The organism is Brachybacterium sp., assembly GCF_036379615.1.
In the GTDB taxonomy this organism is placed as follows: Bacteria; Actinomycetota; Actinomycetes; order Actinomycetales; family Dermabacteraceae; genus Brachybacterium.
Genome location: NZ_DASVGJ010000074.1, coordinates 60,678 through 74,615, shown reverse-complemented (window position 1 = coordinate 74,615; position 13,938 = coordinate 60,678). Strand labels below are relative to the sequence as shown.

The following is a 13,938-nucleotide window of genomic DNA, read 5'->3' as shown; positions in this document are numbered from 1 at the left end:
GGCGCGCCGACGACGGCCGGACGGCAGGTCAGCGGCGCCGGACCCGCAGCCGAGAGTCAGCGACGCCCGCCGAAGAAGCCACGGAAACCGCCGCCCCTGCCGGAGCCGCCCTTGCCGGATCCGTTCGCGCCGTCCCCGCCGTCGTTGGGCTCCCGGAAGCCGTCGTAGATCTCCTTGCACTCCGGGCAGACGGGGTACTTCTCGGGGTCCCGGCCCGGGACCCACACCTTGCCGCACAGGGCGATCACCGGACTGCCGCCGAGCGCGGCCTGCGTGATCTTGTCCTTGCGCACGTAGTGGGCGAACCGGTCATGGTCGCCGTCGTCGGTCTTCTGGTCCTGCTCCTGCAGCTGTCGGTCCAGCACCGCGGTGCTGCCCGGACCGGCGCCGGGGTCGTCGCTGAAGGGGTCCATCCGGGACGGGTCGGACGTGGAGGACATGACTGCTCCCTGGATCGATGACGTGATCCTGCGAGTTTACCGGCACCGGCTCCTCCCTCGTCGGCACCGGCTCGTCCTCCGTCGGCCCTGCCTCCCGGCCCTCGTGCAGCGCCGCTGGAAGAATCCTGCCCATGGACGCTGTGGTCGACTTCCTCCGCCGCCTGCCGGACGAGATCCGTGCGGTGGGCGGTTCCCTCGTGTGGCGTGCGGGACTGCTGGGCCTCGCGGTGCTGCTCAACATCGGCTTCTACCTGCCCTCCCTGCCCGAGGGCATTCCGGGCGTCGGGGCGCCAGGTCTCGACAAGATCGTCCACCTGCTGGTCTTCGCCGTGACCGTGTTCGCCGCCGGCCAGCTGCTCGCCCCGCGAAAGCGTTTCCCGATGGGCTGGATCGTGAGCATCGCGATCGCGCACGCGCTGTTGATCGAGCTGGTGCAGCTGGTGGTGCTCCCCCAGCGCAGCGGCGACGGTCTCGACGTCCTGTTCGACGTGATCGGCATCGCGCTCGGCATCGGGCTGTGGATCGGCGAGCGGCTGCGGCGCGGCGCGCTCGCTCCCGGGCTGGACCCGGCGGCTGGGGCGGGGCCGGGAGCAGCGCCGGTCGTGGAGCGCCAGCGCTGAGAGATCCGCTCTCAGGCCATCGCCGGGCGAGGCATGGAGCCGGGATGGGCACGAGCCTGGTGAAGCATGGCCTGGCCGCACCTCTCCACGCAGGAGGACGGCGCGCACCTCATGGTGCGCGCCGTCCTCCTGGCGTGTGCAGGGTGTCGTTCCCAGGGCACGAGCCCTGACCGGCCTCTGCCCCTGATCAGCCGTTCAGCGTGATCTCGTCGGCATAGACGGCGGTGATCGCACCGGTGATGGTGTCCACCGTCCCGGCCTCCTCGCGCGCGACCTGCTCGACAGCGTTCGCGACCGCCTTGGTCACGCCCTCATGGAACACGCTGGGGACGATGTAGGTGGGGTTCAGCTCGTCCGCGGAGACGACGTCGGCCAGGGCCTTCGCGGCCGCCAGCAGCATCCGGTCGCTGACCCGGGTGGCGTGGGCATCCAGCAGCCCGCGGAACACGCCCGGGAAGGCGAGGACGTTGTTGATCTGGTTGGCGAAGTCGCTGCGTCCGGTGGCGACCACCTCGGCGTGCTTGACCGCCTCGGCAGGGTCGATCTCCGGGGTGGGGTTCGCCATCGCGAACACGATCGAACGCTCGGCCATCGTCGCGACGTCCTCGGCGGTGAGGATGTTGCCAGCGCTGACGCCGATGAACACGTCGGCCCCTGCGACCGCGTCATGGAGGGTGCCGGTGAGATCGCGGGGGTTGGTGACCTCGGCGATCCAGGGCAGTCGGCCCTCGAGGTGCTCGCGGCCCTCGTGGACGATCCCGTCGATGTCCGTGACGACCACATCGCGTGCACCGGCAGCCCGCAGCAGACGCAGGATCGCGGTGCCCGCCGCGCCCGCGCCGGAGAGCACGATGCGGGCCGTGGAGATCTCCTTCTCGACCACGCGCAGGGCGTTGCGCAGCGCCGCGACGACGACGATCGCGGTGCCGTGCTGGTCGTCGTGGAAGACGGGGATGTCGAGCTCGGCACGCAGGCGGTCCTCGATCTCGAAGCAGCGCGGCGCGGAGATGTCCTCGAGGTTGATGCCGGCGAAGACGGGGGCGATCGCCTTGACGTGCGCGACGATGTCGTCGACCGAATGGGCGTCCAGGCAGATCGGGAAGGCGTCGATGTTGGCGAAGCGCTTGAAGAGGGCGGCCTTGCCCTCCATCACCGGCATCGCGGCCAGCGGGCCCAGGTCCCCCAGCCCCAGGATCGCGGAGCCGTCCGAGACCACGGCGACCGTGTTGCGCTTGATGGTCAGGCGCCGGGCGTCCTCGGGGTTCTCGGCGATCGCCTTGACCACGCGGGCCACGCCCGGGGTGTAGATCATCGAGAGGTCGTCGCGGTGGCGGATCGGCAGCTTCGACTCGACGGTGAGCTTGCCGCCCAGGTGGGCCAGGAAGGTCCGGTCGGAGACCTTCCCGAGCTCGACCCCCTCGAGGCCGCGCAGCTCGTCGACGACCTCCATGGCGTGGTCATGGCCGGCGGTGAGCACGGTGATGTCCGCGCGCATGCGCTCGGGGCCGGAGGCGGAGACGTCGAGAGCGGTGACCGTGGCTTCCCGACTCTCGATGGACGCGGTGATGTCGCTGACCGCGGCAGAACGGGCGGCGAACTCCAGTCGGATCGTGATGGAGTAACTCACGGATGGCATCGGTGACATGCCCACAGCCTAACGACGTGAACGATCCGTCGGGGACAGGACGCGGCAGGTCCGAGTCGTCGATCCGGTGCTGGAGGACGTCCGGTGCTGGAGGACGTCCGGTGCTGGAGGGCGTCCGGTGCTGGAGGTCCACGGCATCCACGCCCTCGGGCGCGCGGAGCTCAGGCGGCGTACGGCTCGACATCGTCCGCGTAGCGCGCCCAGATCTCACGAGCGGCGCCGACCTGTTCGGCATAGCGCTCGGGATGCGCCGAGGCCTGCACGGCCTGAGCGGCGGCACCGGGCTCCCAGTTCTCCACGTCGGGGACGGCCTGCAGCAGGCCGGGCGCCTGCGAGTGCTCGCCGACGCCGAGGAAGGCGTCCACTGCGTGCTTCTTGTGCCGCACCTCGTCATAGGAGCCCCAGCCCATCGAGGGACGCTGCTGGAACAGGCCGCCGGAGTCCGCGTCCACGGCCGGCTCGTAGTTGTACAGCCAGGCCTCGACGATCGCGGTGCTCAGTGCGACGACGGCGACGGATTCGCCCAGCTCATGGCCCTTGACCACGGCGATGATGAACTTCGCGTTCTTCACCTGCCAGTCGTCCATCGCCTCGAGCACGAAGCCCTCGCGGGTCTCAGCACGGGTGAGGAACTTCTCGGTCCACTCGTCGGAGTCCGTCCTCTCGGCGCCGACCCCGGCGGCGGTGGCCGGGGCGACAGCGAGGGGCATCGCTGCGGCGGCGAGCCCGAGCGAGCCGGCGATCATCAGGCGACGACGGGAGAACGGGGAGAGCGGACGGGCTGAGGTGGTGGAAGCCATGCGGAGATCCTTCGGGTCCGGGGTGATGAGCAGTGCCCGGGGCAGCTCCGAGCCGTGCCAAGGTAACGAAGCGATCACGACGCAGGAAGGGCGCAGGTCACGTCGTTCCCCCGAACGGGCGAAGGTGTGGGAGCCTTCTTTTCCCCTCCATGACCTGACACGGAAGGGCGAGAGCCACCCGGGGTTCCCGTGTCGTCACCGGTCACCGCCGCCCAGGGGGTGCCACGTGCTCCTCCGCCGCAACCTCGGGCCACGTTCTCCGAGGGGCCGGGTAAAGACTCCGTGCCGACTGTGTGCCGTGACCGCGGGAACACCGATTCCGTGCCGTGGGCCACGGCCTCAGCGAAGGACCGGGGCCCGGCCTGCTCCGTGCACCGTCGCTCGCCTCAGCTCAGCGCGGCGATCGCCGAGCGGATCCGCTTGTCGGAGACCGTCTGCTTGGTGCCCAGGGTCTGGGCGAACAGGCTCACCCGGAACTCCTCGAGCAGCCAGTCGATCTCCCGCACGTCGGAGTCGGCCCGTCGGCGGGCGGAGAGCTTCGCCCGCTGCGCGTCCCAGTGCTGGGTGAGGTCCCTGATCTGCCAGGCCAGCTGCTCGTCCCGGCGAGGGTTGCCGGGCAGCTTGTCCAGTCGGAGCGCGTCGCCTTCGAGGTAGCGACGCAGATCCGGCAGATGTGTGACACCGGTGCGGGAGATGAACCCGTCCCCCAGCAGCGAGGCCGCGTGCTCGCGGATCTGGGTGAGGTGGGAGAGCACGGAGAGCGAGGGGGCCCGGGAGAGCTCCTTGTGGAGCTTCGCCGAGGTGGCCAGCGCTGCGGCGGCGTCCTTGACCGCCTGGGCGGCGAGGGCGTCGTGCCCGCTGCGGATCCGGGCCAGGAGCGCGTCGTACTCGTCCCGGGTGCGCGCCATGGCGTCGCCCGCCAGGTGGACGGTCGCGGCGCGGGAGGCATCGGCGAGCAGCGCCGCGGTGGAGGCGTAGTCCGATCCCGCGACCGCGAGCTTGGTGGGATTCGGCAGCGAGTTCAGCACCGCCCCCAGATCAGCGCCGAGGTCGCGGTCCAGCAGGGCGATGACGCCCTCGCGATGCGCGAGGGCCTGCTCGTCCGCCGTCGCGAGCACCGCCAGATCCACCTGGGCCCATCGGCCGTCCTCGCCGCGGCGCGCGACCAGGGCCGGGTACCCGGCGACCTTGAGCCCACCCACGGTGGACTCGTGCACCGCCGGGACGCCCTCCGGTGGGAAACCGGGAACATCGGTGCGGGCGAGGGAGTCGGCGCGAGTGGAGACCGAGGCGTCCACCCGCTTCTTCAACCGGCCCTTCAGCTGCTCGAGATCATCCCCCGTCCCGATCTCCCGCCCCTTGTCGTCGACCACCCGGAAGTGCATCCGCAGATGGGCCGGCAGCTTCGCGAGATCGAACTCCGGCCCGTACAGGGGGAGATCGTCGGGCACACCCGGCAGGGCGACCAGTTCGTCCGCGACCGCTTCGACGAACGCCTCCCCCGCCTCGGGATCGTCATCGTGAAGCGTCGCGGCGACAGTCCTGCCCCGCTCCGGGGCAGGCACCAGGTGGCGCCGGATCGGCTTGGGGAGGGTGCGGATCAGCTCCGTGATCAGCTCCTCGCGCATACCCGGGACCAGCCAGTCGAAGCCGCGAGCCTCGAGCCGGTTGAGCACCGCGAGCGGGACGGTGGCGGTGACGCCGTCGGAGCCCTTCGCCCCGACCGTGCCGAAGGAGTAGCTCAGCGGCAGAGTGATGTCTCCCTGCACCCAGGTGTCGGGGAACTCGGAGGCGATCGCCTCGGTGACGCCCTCCTCGGCCGCCAGCAGGTCCTGCTCGGTGAGGGTGAGCAGATCCGGGGTCTCATGGCGCTGGGTCTTCCACCAGGTGTCGAAGTGGCGACCGGAGACCACAGAGGCGGGGATCCGCTCGTCGTAGAAGCGGAACAGCTGCTCGTCGGAGATCAGCAGGTCCCGCCGACGGGTCTTCGCCTCGAGCTCCTCGAGCTCCTTGATCAGCGCCTGGTTGTCGCGGAAGAAGTGATGGCGGGTGCGCCAGTCCCCCTCGATCAGCGCGTTCTGGAGGAAGATCTCGCGCGCGGCCTCGGGATCGATCCGGCCGTAGCCGACCACGCGATCGGCCACCAGCGGCACTCCGTAGAGGGTGATCTTCTGGTGCGCCATCGCGGAGGCCTGCTTCGAGGACCAGTGCGGGGCGGAATGAGTGCGCTTGACGACGTGGGAGCCGGTCTCCTCCGCCCAGGCCGGGTCGATCCGGGCTGCGGTGCGGCCCCACAGCCGAGAGGTCTCCACCAGCTCGGCGACCATCACGTAGTCGGGGCGCTTCTTGGCCAGCGCCGAGCCGGGCCACAGCGCGAAACGGGCCCCGCGGGCACCGGCGTACTCGCGGGTGCGGTCATCCTGCAGGCCCACATGGCTGAGCAGTCCCGCCAGCAGGGCCTGGTGGATGGCCTGCGGCGAGGCGTCGTTGTCATTGCGCGAGAGATCCGCGTCCTTGGCCATGTCCCGCAGCTGGGAGTGGAGGTCCCACCACTCCCGGATTCGCAGGTAGTGGAGGTGCTCGGAGCGCACCTCGCGGCGGAAGGCGGAGTTCGACAGTGCCTTGCGACGGGCCTGGAGATGGTTCCAGAGGTTCAGATAGGCGAGGAAGTCGCTGGTCTCGTCCTCGAAGCGCTTGTGCTTCTCCTTGGCCTGCTGCTCCTGGCCCAGCGGCCGCTCGCGCGGATCCTGGATCGACATCGCGGCGACGATGATCAGCACCTCGCGCAGCGCGCCCAGACGATGCGCCTCGATGAGCATGCGTGCCATCCGCGGATCCAGCGGGAAGCGGGCCAGGGTGCGACCCACCCTCGTGAGGCGGCGGCCCCCCGGCTCCCCCGGTGAATCCTCGATCGCGCCGAGCTCGTCCAGCAGGCGCACACCGTCGGTGATCGCTCGGGAGGCGGGCGGCTCGACGAAGGGGAAGGACTCCACATCCCCCAGGCCCAGCGAGGTCATCAGCAGCACCACGGAGGCGAGCGAGGTGCGCAGGATCTCCGGCTCGGTGAACTCGGGCCGACCCTCGAAGTCCTCCTCGGAGAACAGACGGATCGCGATGCCCGGGGACGTACGGCCCGAGCGCCCCGAGCGCTGGTTCGCGCTGGCCTGCGAGATCGGTTCGATGGGCAGGCGCTGCACCTTGGTGCGCTGGGAGTAGCGGGAGATGCGGGCCAGGCCCGAGTCGATGACGTAGGTGATGCCGGGAACGGTCAGCGAGGTCTCGGCGACATTCGTCGAGAGGATGATGCGCCGATAAGTGCCGGCCTTCGGCGGGGAGAAGATCTTCTGCTGGTCCTGCGCGGAGAGCCGGCCGAACAGCGGCAGCACCTCGACGGGCAGCGCGGAGCGGCCGCGGGTGCCGCGGCTCAGATGGTCGGTGAGGGCGTCGGAGATCTCGCGGATCTCACGCTCGCCGGGGAGGAAGACGAGCAGGTCACCGGGGCCCTCGGCCGCGAGCTCGTCGACCGCGTCGGTGATCGCCTGGGTGAGGTCGCGCTCGATGGAGTGGATGTCCTCGAGCTCGTCGTCCTCGTCCACGTCGGGCTCGAGGACCAGCGGGCGGTACCTGATCTCGACGGGGTAGGTGCGCCCGGAGACCTCGATGATCGGAGCGGGCTCCCGCTCCCCCGAGGGGAGCGTGCGGCCGAAGTGCTCCGCGAAGCGCTCGGGGTCGATGGTCGCCGAGGTGATGATGACCTTCAGATCCGGGCGCTGGGGCAGGATCTGGCGCAGGTATCCCATGATCACGTCGATGTTCAGGGACCGCTCGTGGGCCTCGTCGATGATGATCGCGTCATAGCGCTTCAGCAGGCGGTCTCGGCCGATCTCGGCGAGCAGGATGCCGTCGGTCATGAGCTTCAGCCGGGTGCCGCGGCCCGTCTCGCGGGTGAAGCGGACCTGGAATCCGACCGTCCCCTCGCCGAGCTTCTCCCCCATCTCAGAGGCGATGCGCTGGGCGACCGAGCGTGCGGCGATCCGGCGCGGCTGGGTGTGGCCGATCAGCTTCCCGCGCTGCCCGTAGCCGAGCTCGAGCAGCATCTTGGGGATCTGAGTGGTCTTGCCGGAGCCGGTCGCGCCCGCGATCACCACCACCTGGTGCTCGCGGATCGCGGCCTGGATGTCCTCCCGCCGCTGGGAGACGGGCAGGTCACCCGGATAGGTGATGCGGGGGCCGCGGGTCCCGGGACGGTCGGTGTCAGCCGGATCGGAGTCAGCCGGATCGGTATCGGCCGGAGCCGTATCCACCGGGTCGGGGTGGCCGGGGGCGGGCGTCGAGGAGGGCGTGGTCATGGCGGCACCACTCTACGTGGAGGCCGCTGCCCGGGTCGCGCGGAATTCGCCACTGTGGAGGAGGGGTCGGGGCGACAGCGTGAGCTGGGCACTGTGCAGGCGGGCACGGTCACGCCGTCGATCCGCGGGCCCTGTCGGGGGCATCGGGTTCCTGACCCGGCTGGCGCACGTCCGCGGACTCCAGGCCTTCGACCTCGTCGCGCACCGACCGGGCGCAGAGTCTGCTCAGCTGTTCAGCAGGCGGTGCCCCGCGGCCCCCAGACCAGTGCCCACCGGGTACGTGAGGACCAGCGCGAGCGCCATCCTCGTGGCCCAGGCCCAGGCGCGCGCTTCCAGGGCGCTCCAGACCTCTTCGTCGTCGATCCCGGTCCAGGCTGCGGTCTCCCGGTAGGTGCGCAGCAGGGCCCCCGAGGGCTGGTGGAGGAGCATCCCGCCCAGATCGCTCGCCGGATCACCGCGGGTGGTGTCGCCCCAGTCGATCAGCGTGGCCGCTCCGCGCACCCCGACGGGTGGGAGCACGACGTTCCCCGGATGCGGATCGCCGTGCAGCAGCAGAGCACGGCCCTGCCAGGTCTCTGCGGCGATCCCCGTCCGCCAGCGTGCCGCGGCCCTCGCACGCAGCTCCGGGGGCAGGCCTGCTCTGTCCAGATCGGTGAGGAAGGCATCGGCTCGTGTGAGGAGCGGGACCCCGCGCACGGGGTTCAGCCCCACCTCCGGAGCGGGACCCGAATGGATCGTGGCGAGCATCCTGGCGAGGTCATGGGCGACCGCGACCCGTGCGGCGCCCTCCGATGCATCGGCCGAGTCCCCCTCGATCCACTCCACCAGCACCGCATCCTCGGCCACGGCGAGCACCGTCGGCAGCTGCATCGGCAGCTGAGTGCCCAGGCCGCGCAGACGGCGGAGCACCGTCACCTCTCGTCCCAGCAGCGCGTGGGAGACCTCGCGCCGGGCGACCCGGAGCACCAGCTCGCGCCCGTCCAGCGCACCGACCGGCCACAGCACGTTGTCCCAGCCCTCGGCCCGCGGGAGCTTCGCGAGCTTCCAGACGATGTGATCCAGCTCCACCCCCTCCTCCGGGCGGAGCCGAGCGCACAGCAGCTCGATGCGCCGCAGATCGACGGGGAGGTCGGCGGCGGGCAGGGTCGGGACGACATTCGACATGCCGGTCATCCGGCCACGGTACGGCGGCCGCGGTCGGAACAGCAATCAGGTTGCCCCGTCCGGAGCGGCAGAAGTCGGCCTCGCGGCGGCAATCCGAGGCAAGACCCCCTGGTGAGCCAGTTCACTGACTACGGTGAGCGGCGAGCTCCCGGCGCAGCGAGAAGCGAGCAACGAGCGCTGATCCGCGCGCACACGTCGGGCTCCCCGTCCAGCGCGCTCCAGGAGGACCCCGTGGCCAGGATCGGCATTCAGCTCATGATGCTCAAGGACCATGTCGCCGAGCAGGGCATCGGCCCGGTTCTGCAGCGTGTCCACGAGACCGGGTTCGAGGTCGTGGAGGTCTCGCAGATCCCCATGACCGAAGAGAACGTCGCCGGCATGGAGGCGGCGCGAGAGAGCCTCGGGATCGAGGTCGCGGCGATCTCCGCCAAGACCTCCGTCCCCGCCGGCAGCGACGAGCTGAGCCTCGAGCACGACGTCGACCTCCATATCGAGCATGCCCGCCGACTGGGGACCTCGATGCTCCGCATCGGGATGATGCCGATGTCCGCACTGCGCTCGAGGGAGGCCTTCGACGACTTCGCGGCAGAGGCCGACGCCCATGCGCAGCGCCTGGCCGCAGAGGGCCTCAGCCTCAGCTACCACAACCACCACGTCGAGTTCGCGAAGATCGAGGGCGAGACTCTGCTGGATCGACTGCGTCGGAAGGCGCCCCACCTGCGTTTCGAGATCGACTGCCACTGGGTCCAGCGCGGTGGATTCGACCCCGAGCGCACTCTGAAGGCGTTCGACGGAGTGCTGGACCTGGTCCACCTCAAGGACTTCCGGATCGCGATGCCGCCGGCGGAGGTCCTCGAGTCCATGGAGTCCGGGGATCGGGATGTCTTCGCCCAGTTCTGGCAGGCAGACATCGTGCAGTTCGCAGAGGTCGGTCAGGGCACCCTCGACTGGAGGCCCGTCATCGAGCAGGCCATCGCCTCCGGAGCGGAGCACCTCCTCATCGAGCAGGACCGCACCTACGGCCGGGACATCTGGGAGTCACTGGACATGAGCCGCGAGCACCTCGTCTCCCTCGGCTACGAAGCACTCATCACCACAGGAGGACCCCGATGGCCCAGCAGATCCCACTGACCAGCAGGCTCAAGAAGATCATCGAGATCGACGGACTGCAGTTCCGCGACCTCGACGGCGACGGCGAGCTCACCCCCTACGAGGACTGGCGCCTGACCCCGGCCGAGCGCGCTGCGGACCTCGTCTCACGCATGTCCCCGGACGAGAAGCTCGGCCTGATGGTCATCAGCTCCCGCCCGATGGGCATCTCGCAGCGGAACAAGGACTTCACCAGCCATGACGGTGTGCTGGACGAGCAGCACCTGCCCATCAAGATCGATCCGCACACCAGCGCCGGCATTCCCTTCGAGGGCACCACCGAGATGATCCAGGGCCTGCACATGCGGCACTTCATCATGCGCGAGGAGCCCACCGGATCCCGCATCGCCACCTGGATCAACACCATGAACGAGGTCGCCGAGGAGACCCGCTGGGGCATCCCCGTGATCGTCGCCGCGAACTCGAAGAACGAGGCGGGCGCTTTCAGGATGGGCAGCACCCCCGAGGACCAGCCCTTCACCGCATGGCCCGGCACTCTGGGGCTGGCCGCGACCGGGTCGATCGAGACCATCAAGGCCTTCGCCGCGCATTCCCGCCGGGAATGGTTCAGCTCCGGGCTGCGCAAGGGCTACATGTACATGGCCGACGTCTTCACCGATCCGCGCTGGTTCCGCGGCCAGGGCACCTTCGGCGAAGACCCGCAGTTCGTCGCCCAGGCGATGGACGCCGTGGTGCGCGGGTTCCAGGGCGAGGACGGGCTCGACACCGACGGCGTCGCCCTGACCGTCAAGCACTTCCCCGGCGGCGGTGCCCGCGAGAACGGCACCGATCCGCACTATGCCGAGGGCCGCTTCAACATCTACCCCACGGCCGGGTCGCTCGAGGAGTACCACCTCCCGCCGTTCCAGGCCGCCATCGATGCCGGCACCGCGTCGATCATGCCGTACTACGCCATCCCCTCGGACGAGAAGTCCTCCACGCCCCAGGGCCGGCTGACGGACTTCGAGCAGCTCGGCTTCGCCTTCAACCGCGAGACCCTGGCTCTGCTGCGCACCATGGGCCACCGCGGCTACATCAACTCCGACTCGGGCGTGCTCTCGAAGATGGCCTGGGGCGTCGAGCAGCTCACCCCCGCCGAGCGCGTCGGCGCGGCCGTCATGGCGGGCACCGACATGTTCGCCGACACCAACGACGTCGCCTCCGTGCGGGAGGCCTACATCACGGGCCTGTTCACCGCGGACCGCCTGGACGAGGCCGCCTCCCTGCTGCTCGAGGAGCTGTTCACGCTCGGCCTGTTCGAGAACCCGTACGCCGATCCCGAGGAAGCGGAGCGCACGGTGCAGAACGCCGAGGCCCGCGCCGCCGCCGAGGAGGCGCACCGCAGGTCCGTGGTGCTGGCCAAGAACCACGACGGGGTGCTGCCGCTGACCGCAGAATCGCTGGCCGGCAAGCGGGTGTACGTGGAGCTGTTCGCGACCCGTCTGACGGTCACGGAGCTCGACGCGCTGCGCCGCCGCCTCACCGAGGCCCATCCCGGGATCTCCTTCACCACCGACTACCACGACGCCGACGTGGCGATCCTGCTGCTGCGCCCGTTCATCGGCTCGTACTTCGAGTTCGTGGGCATCGGGGATCTCAGCATCGACGATCACTCGCACGTGGACATCGCCAAGGTGCGTGACATCCGGGCCCATGTGGACACGCTCGTGGTGGGCCTGAACACCCTGTTCCCCTGGCTGCTGGACGGCATCGAGCCGCTTGCGGACGCACTGCTGATGGGCTTCGAGACCGACTACGGGATCATGGTCGAGGCGATCCTCGGCGAGTTCTCCCCCACCGGACAGCTGCCGATCACCTTCCCGATCGACGCGGCCGCGATCGCCGTGGACGAGGAGGGCCGCTGCGCCTCCCCGAACGACGTCCCCGGGTATGCCAAGGAGGAGCACATGGGCGGCCGCCCCTACGTCTACGTCGACGCCGACGGGAACCGCTACCGGCTGGGCCACGGCCTGACCTACGAGGACTGAGCACGGCTGGACCCCGAGCACGCGAAAGGCCCCCTCGCCCGCACATCAGTGCAGGTGAGGGGGCCTTTCGTGGTGAGTGCAATGGTGGAGCCGGCGGGAATCGAACCCGCGTCCGGTAGTGCGGAGCGAGGGCTTCTCCGGGCGCAGTCCGCAATGGCGTTTTCTCAGTCCCGACGCTCGTGCGAACGCGTCGTCGACGGACTCAGTCACTCTGAGGTGTTCATCCTTCCCCGATGACGAGGGTCGGCAGCAGTGGCTCCTTAGATGATGGAACGATCCGGGTCAGGAGCACCCCCGGGGTTCCAGACTGCTAACGCTGATCAGGCAGCGAGAGCGAAGTCAGTGCGCTTGGGTTCGGCACTTATTGGTTTCCAGAGGACATTAACGAGATGACTCTGGGTTCTCGGCCCGCTTCCCCTCGCTGGACAACTACCGTCGAAACCGATCGGCCCCTGGCGTGGATATGCAGAACAAACTCTCGACAGCCCTGTCGGGCCGCCGTCTTGCACTCACTCTTCACTTGTCAAACATCCACCGACGCCGGGCTGCTGCGAGGCGAGCTCGAACGTCGTAGGACGAGTCTACCGCGCCTCAGGGACGATCTGAAGCCGTTATTCCTCAGCTCACGGCGAAGCGGCGAGCTCTGGACCTGGACACCGCAACGGACGAAGATGGCCCGGTGAGCAGTTTCGAGGCAGCAGGCACCCCGATCACCGTCGACGACGAGACGCTGCGGGAGCAGGTCTCGGACCCCGTGGCCCTGGCGTCCTGGTGCGCGCAGCATCCCCAGGACCCACGTGCCGTCTCCTACCTGAGGATGCTCGGCCGGCTCGATGAGGCGGCGATCGCCGGGCGTCGAGCGCTCGCCGACGAGGGACTCTCTCCGGTGATGCGGGCGGTGCGTCGCGCACGCTACGCCCACGTGCTGCAGTGGCAAGGGGCCTTCGTGGCTGCCGAGGAGCAGCTCGACCTCGCCGCCGAGGAGACAGGACTGGAGGACCCCACCTCCCCGTCGTCGATGTCGGTGCTGGCCGCCGTGTTCCAGCACCGGGCCAAGTGCCGCTTCGAGCATGCGCAGGCGGAGCACCGTGATGGATTCCCCGAGGCGGCGAGACGCCTCTGGGAGGCGGCGCTGGAGGATGCCCGGCGCGCACTGTTCATGCGCGAGCGGCTCGGGGTGGACGGCGAGGGCGCGATCGCCTCCAGTCGGCAGACGGTCACCCGCCTGAGCCGTCAGGATCTCGCGGCCTGAGACGCGGTCGCCGTCAGGCGAGCTCGCGCTGACGCATGGCGCGCTGCGCCTCGCGCAGGTCCTGCTTCTCCCGGAGGGTCTGGCGCTTGTCCCATTCCTTCTTGCCGCGCCCCAGCCCGATCAGCACCTTGGCGTGGGAGCCCAGGAAGTACATCTCCAGCGGCACGATCGTGAAGCCCTTCTCGCGGGACTTGCTCGCGAGCTTCTCGATCTCCACCTTGTGCATCAGCAGCTTCCGCTTGCGACGGGCGGCATGATTGGTCCAGGTGCCCTTCACGTACGGGGCGATATGGGCGTTGTCCATCCACACCTCGCCCCCGTCGACGTAGCAGTACCCGTCGATCAGGGAGGCGCCGCGGTCCCGGAGGGATTTCACCTCGGTCCCGGTCAGCACGATCCCGGCTTCCCAGGTGTCGTCGATGTAGTAGTCGTGACGGGCGCGCTTGTTCGAGGCGATGAGCTTCTTCGTGGGCCCGTCGCCCGTGGCCGCGGCCTTCTTCGCGCCACCGTTCTTGGCCGACATCGCGTCCC

10 protein-coding genes and 1 other RNA gene are annotated in these 13,938 nt (G+C 69.6%); 4 read left to right on the top strand and 7 right to left on the bottom strand.

Going from position 1 to position 13,938, the window contains the following annotated elements; genetic code table 11:
* Nucleotides 1-56: 56 nt before the first annotated feature.
* On the bottom strand, nt 57-440 hold the full coding sequence (locus tag VF289_RS17935) for a DUF3039 domain-containing protein (RefSeq protein WP_330885560.1): 384 nt from the start codon (nt 438-440) through the stop codon (nt 57-59).
* 131 nt (nt 441-571) lie between these two features.
* On the opposite strand from VF289_RS17935, the gene VF289_RS17930 reads away from it, so the two are divergent.
* Nucleotides 572-1,060, top strand: coding sequence for a VanZ family protein (locus VF289_RS17930; RefSeq protein ID WP_330885558.1), 489 nt, complete (start codon nt 572-574; stop codon nt 1,058-1,060).
* Nucleotides 1,061-1,247: 187 nt separating this feature from the next.
* On the opposite strand, the gene VF289_RS17925 is transcribed toward VF289_RS17930, so the two are convergent.
* The 4 genes from VF289_RS17925 to VF289_RS17910 form a co-directional block, all read right to left on the bottom strand.
* Nucleotides 1,248-2,705: an NAD-dependent malic enzyme gene (locus VF289_RS17925; RefSeq protein WP_330885556.1), complete on the bottom strand. Its 1,458-nt coding sequence runs from the start codon at nt 2,703-2,705 to the stop codon at nt 1,248-1,250.
* 161 nt (nt 2,706-2,866) lie between these two features.
* Entirely contained in the window at nt 2,867-3,505 is a 639-nt protein-coding gene (locus tag VF289_RS17920; RefSeq protein WP_330885554.1) for a hypothetical protein, read from the bottom strand.
* Between the two features lie 386 nt (nt 3,506-3,891).
* Nucleotides 3,892-7,854 (bottom strand): ATP-dependent RNA helicase HrpA, encoded by a 3,963-nt coding sequence (hrpA, locus tag VF289_RS17915; RefSeq protein ID WP_330885553.1) that lies wholly within the window; start codon nt 7,852-7,854, stop codon nt 3,892-3,894.
* Nucleotides 7,855-8,079: 225 nt separating this feature from the next.
* A complete protein-coding gene (locus VF289_RS17910) occupies nt 8,080-9,027 on the bottom strand; it encodes a phosphotransferase (RefSeq protein ID WP_330885552.1) in 948 nt (315 codons plus the stop codon).
* Between the two features lie 222 nt (nt 9,028-9,249).
* Here VF289_RS17910 and VF289_RS17905 point away from each other — a divergent pair, with 222 nt between their 5' ends.
* Nucleotides 9,250-10,149 (top strand): sugar phosphate isomerase/epimerase, encoded by a 900-nt coding sequence (locus VF289_RS17905; RefSeq protein WP_330885550.1) that lies wholly within the window; start codon nt 9,250-9,252, stop codon nt 10,147-10,149.
* Complete coding sequence (locus VF289_RS17900) at nt 10,128-12,155, top strand: glycoside hydrolase family 3 protein (protein ID WP_330885548.1); 2,028 nt, start codon at nt 10,128-10,130, stop codon at nt 12,153-12,155. The genes VF289_RS17905 and VF289_RS17900 overlap by 22 nt, the downstream gene beginning before the upstream one ends.
* Before the next feature lie 82 nt (nt 12,156-12,237).
* Here VF289_RS17900 and ssrA read toward each other — a convergent pair.
* Nucleotides 12,238-12,608: a transfer-messenger RNA gene (ssrA, locus tag VF289_RS17895) on the bottom strand.
* Between the two features lie 226 nt (nt 12,609-12,834).
* Here ssrA and VF289_RS17890 point away from each other — a divergent pair.
* On the top strand, nt 12,835-13,407 hold the full coding sequence (locus VF289_RS17890) for a hypothetical protein (protein WP_330885546.1): 573 nt from the start codon (nt 12,835-12,837) through the stop codon (nt 13,405-13,407).
* A 13-nt stretch (nt 13,408-13,420) separates the two neighbouring features.
* Here VF289_RS17890 and smpB read toward each other — a convergent pair whose 3' ends face one another.
* Entirely contained in the window at nt 13,421-13,930 is a 510-nt protein-coding gene (smpB, locus tag VF289_RS17885) for an SsrA-binding protein SmpB (RefSeq protein ID WP_330885545.1), read from the bottom strand.
* Nucleotides 13,931-13,938: the final 8 nt, after the last annotated feature.

What these genes read in the sequence shown, in the direction of transcription:
- VF289_RS17935 (WP_330885560.1), bottom strand. Translation starts at nt 440, where the DNA reads ATGTCCTCCACGTCCGACCCGTCCCGGATGGACCCCTTCAGCGACGAC.
- VF289_RS17930 (WP_330885558.1), top strand. Translation starts at nt 572, where the DNA reads ATGGACGCTGTGGTCGACTTCCTCCGCCGCCTGCCGGACGAGATCCGT.
- VF289_RS17925 (WP_330885556.1), bottom strand. Translation starts at nt 2,705, where the DNA reads ATGTCACCGATGCCATCCGTGAGTTACTCCATCACGATCCGACTGGAG.
- VF289_RS17920 (WP_330885554.1), bottom strand. Translation starts at nt 3,505, where the DNA reads ATGGCTTCCACCACCTCAGCCCGTCCGCTCTCCCCGTTCTCCCGTCGT.
- hrpA (WP_330885553.1), bottom strand. Translation starts at nt 7,854, where the DNA reads ATGACCACGCCCTCCTCGACGCCCGCCCCCGGCCACCCCGACCCGGTG.
- VF289_RS17910 (WP_330885552.1), bottom strand. Translation starts at nt 9,027, where the DNA reads ATGACCGGCATGTCGAATGTCGTCCCGACCCTGCCCGCCGCCGACCTC.
- VF289_RS17900 (WP_330885548.1), top strand. Translation starts at nt 10,128, where the DNA reads ATGGCCCAGCAGATCCCACTGACCAGCAGGCTCAAGAAGATCATCGAG.
- smpB (WP_330885545.1), bottom strand. Translation starts at nt 13,930, where the DNA reads ATGTCGGCCAAGAACGGTGGCGCGAAGAAGGCCGCGGCCACGGGCGAC.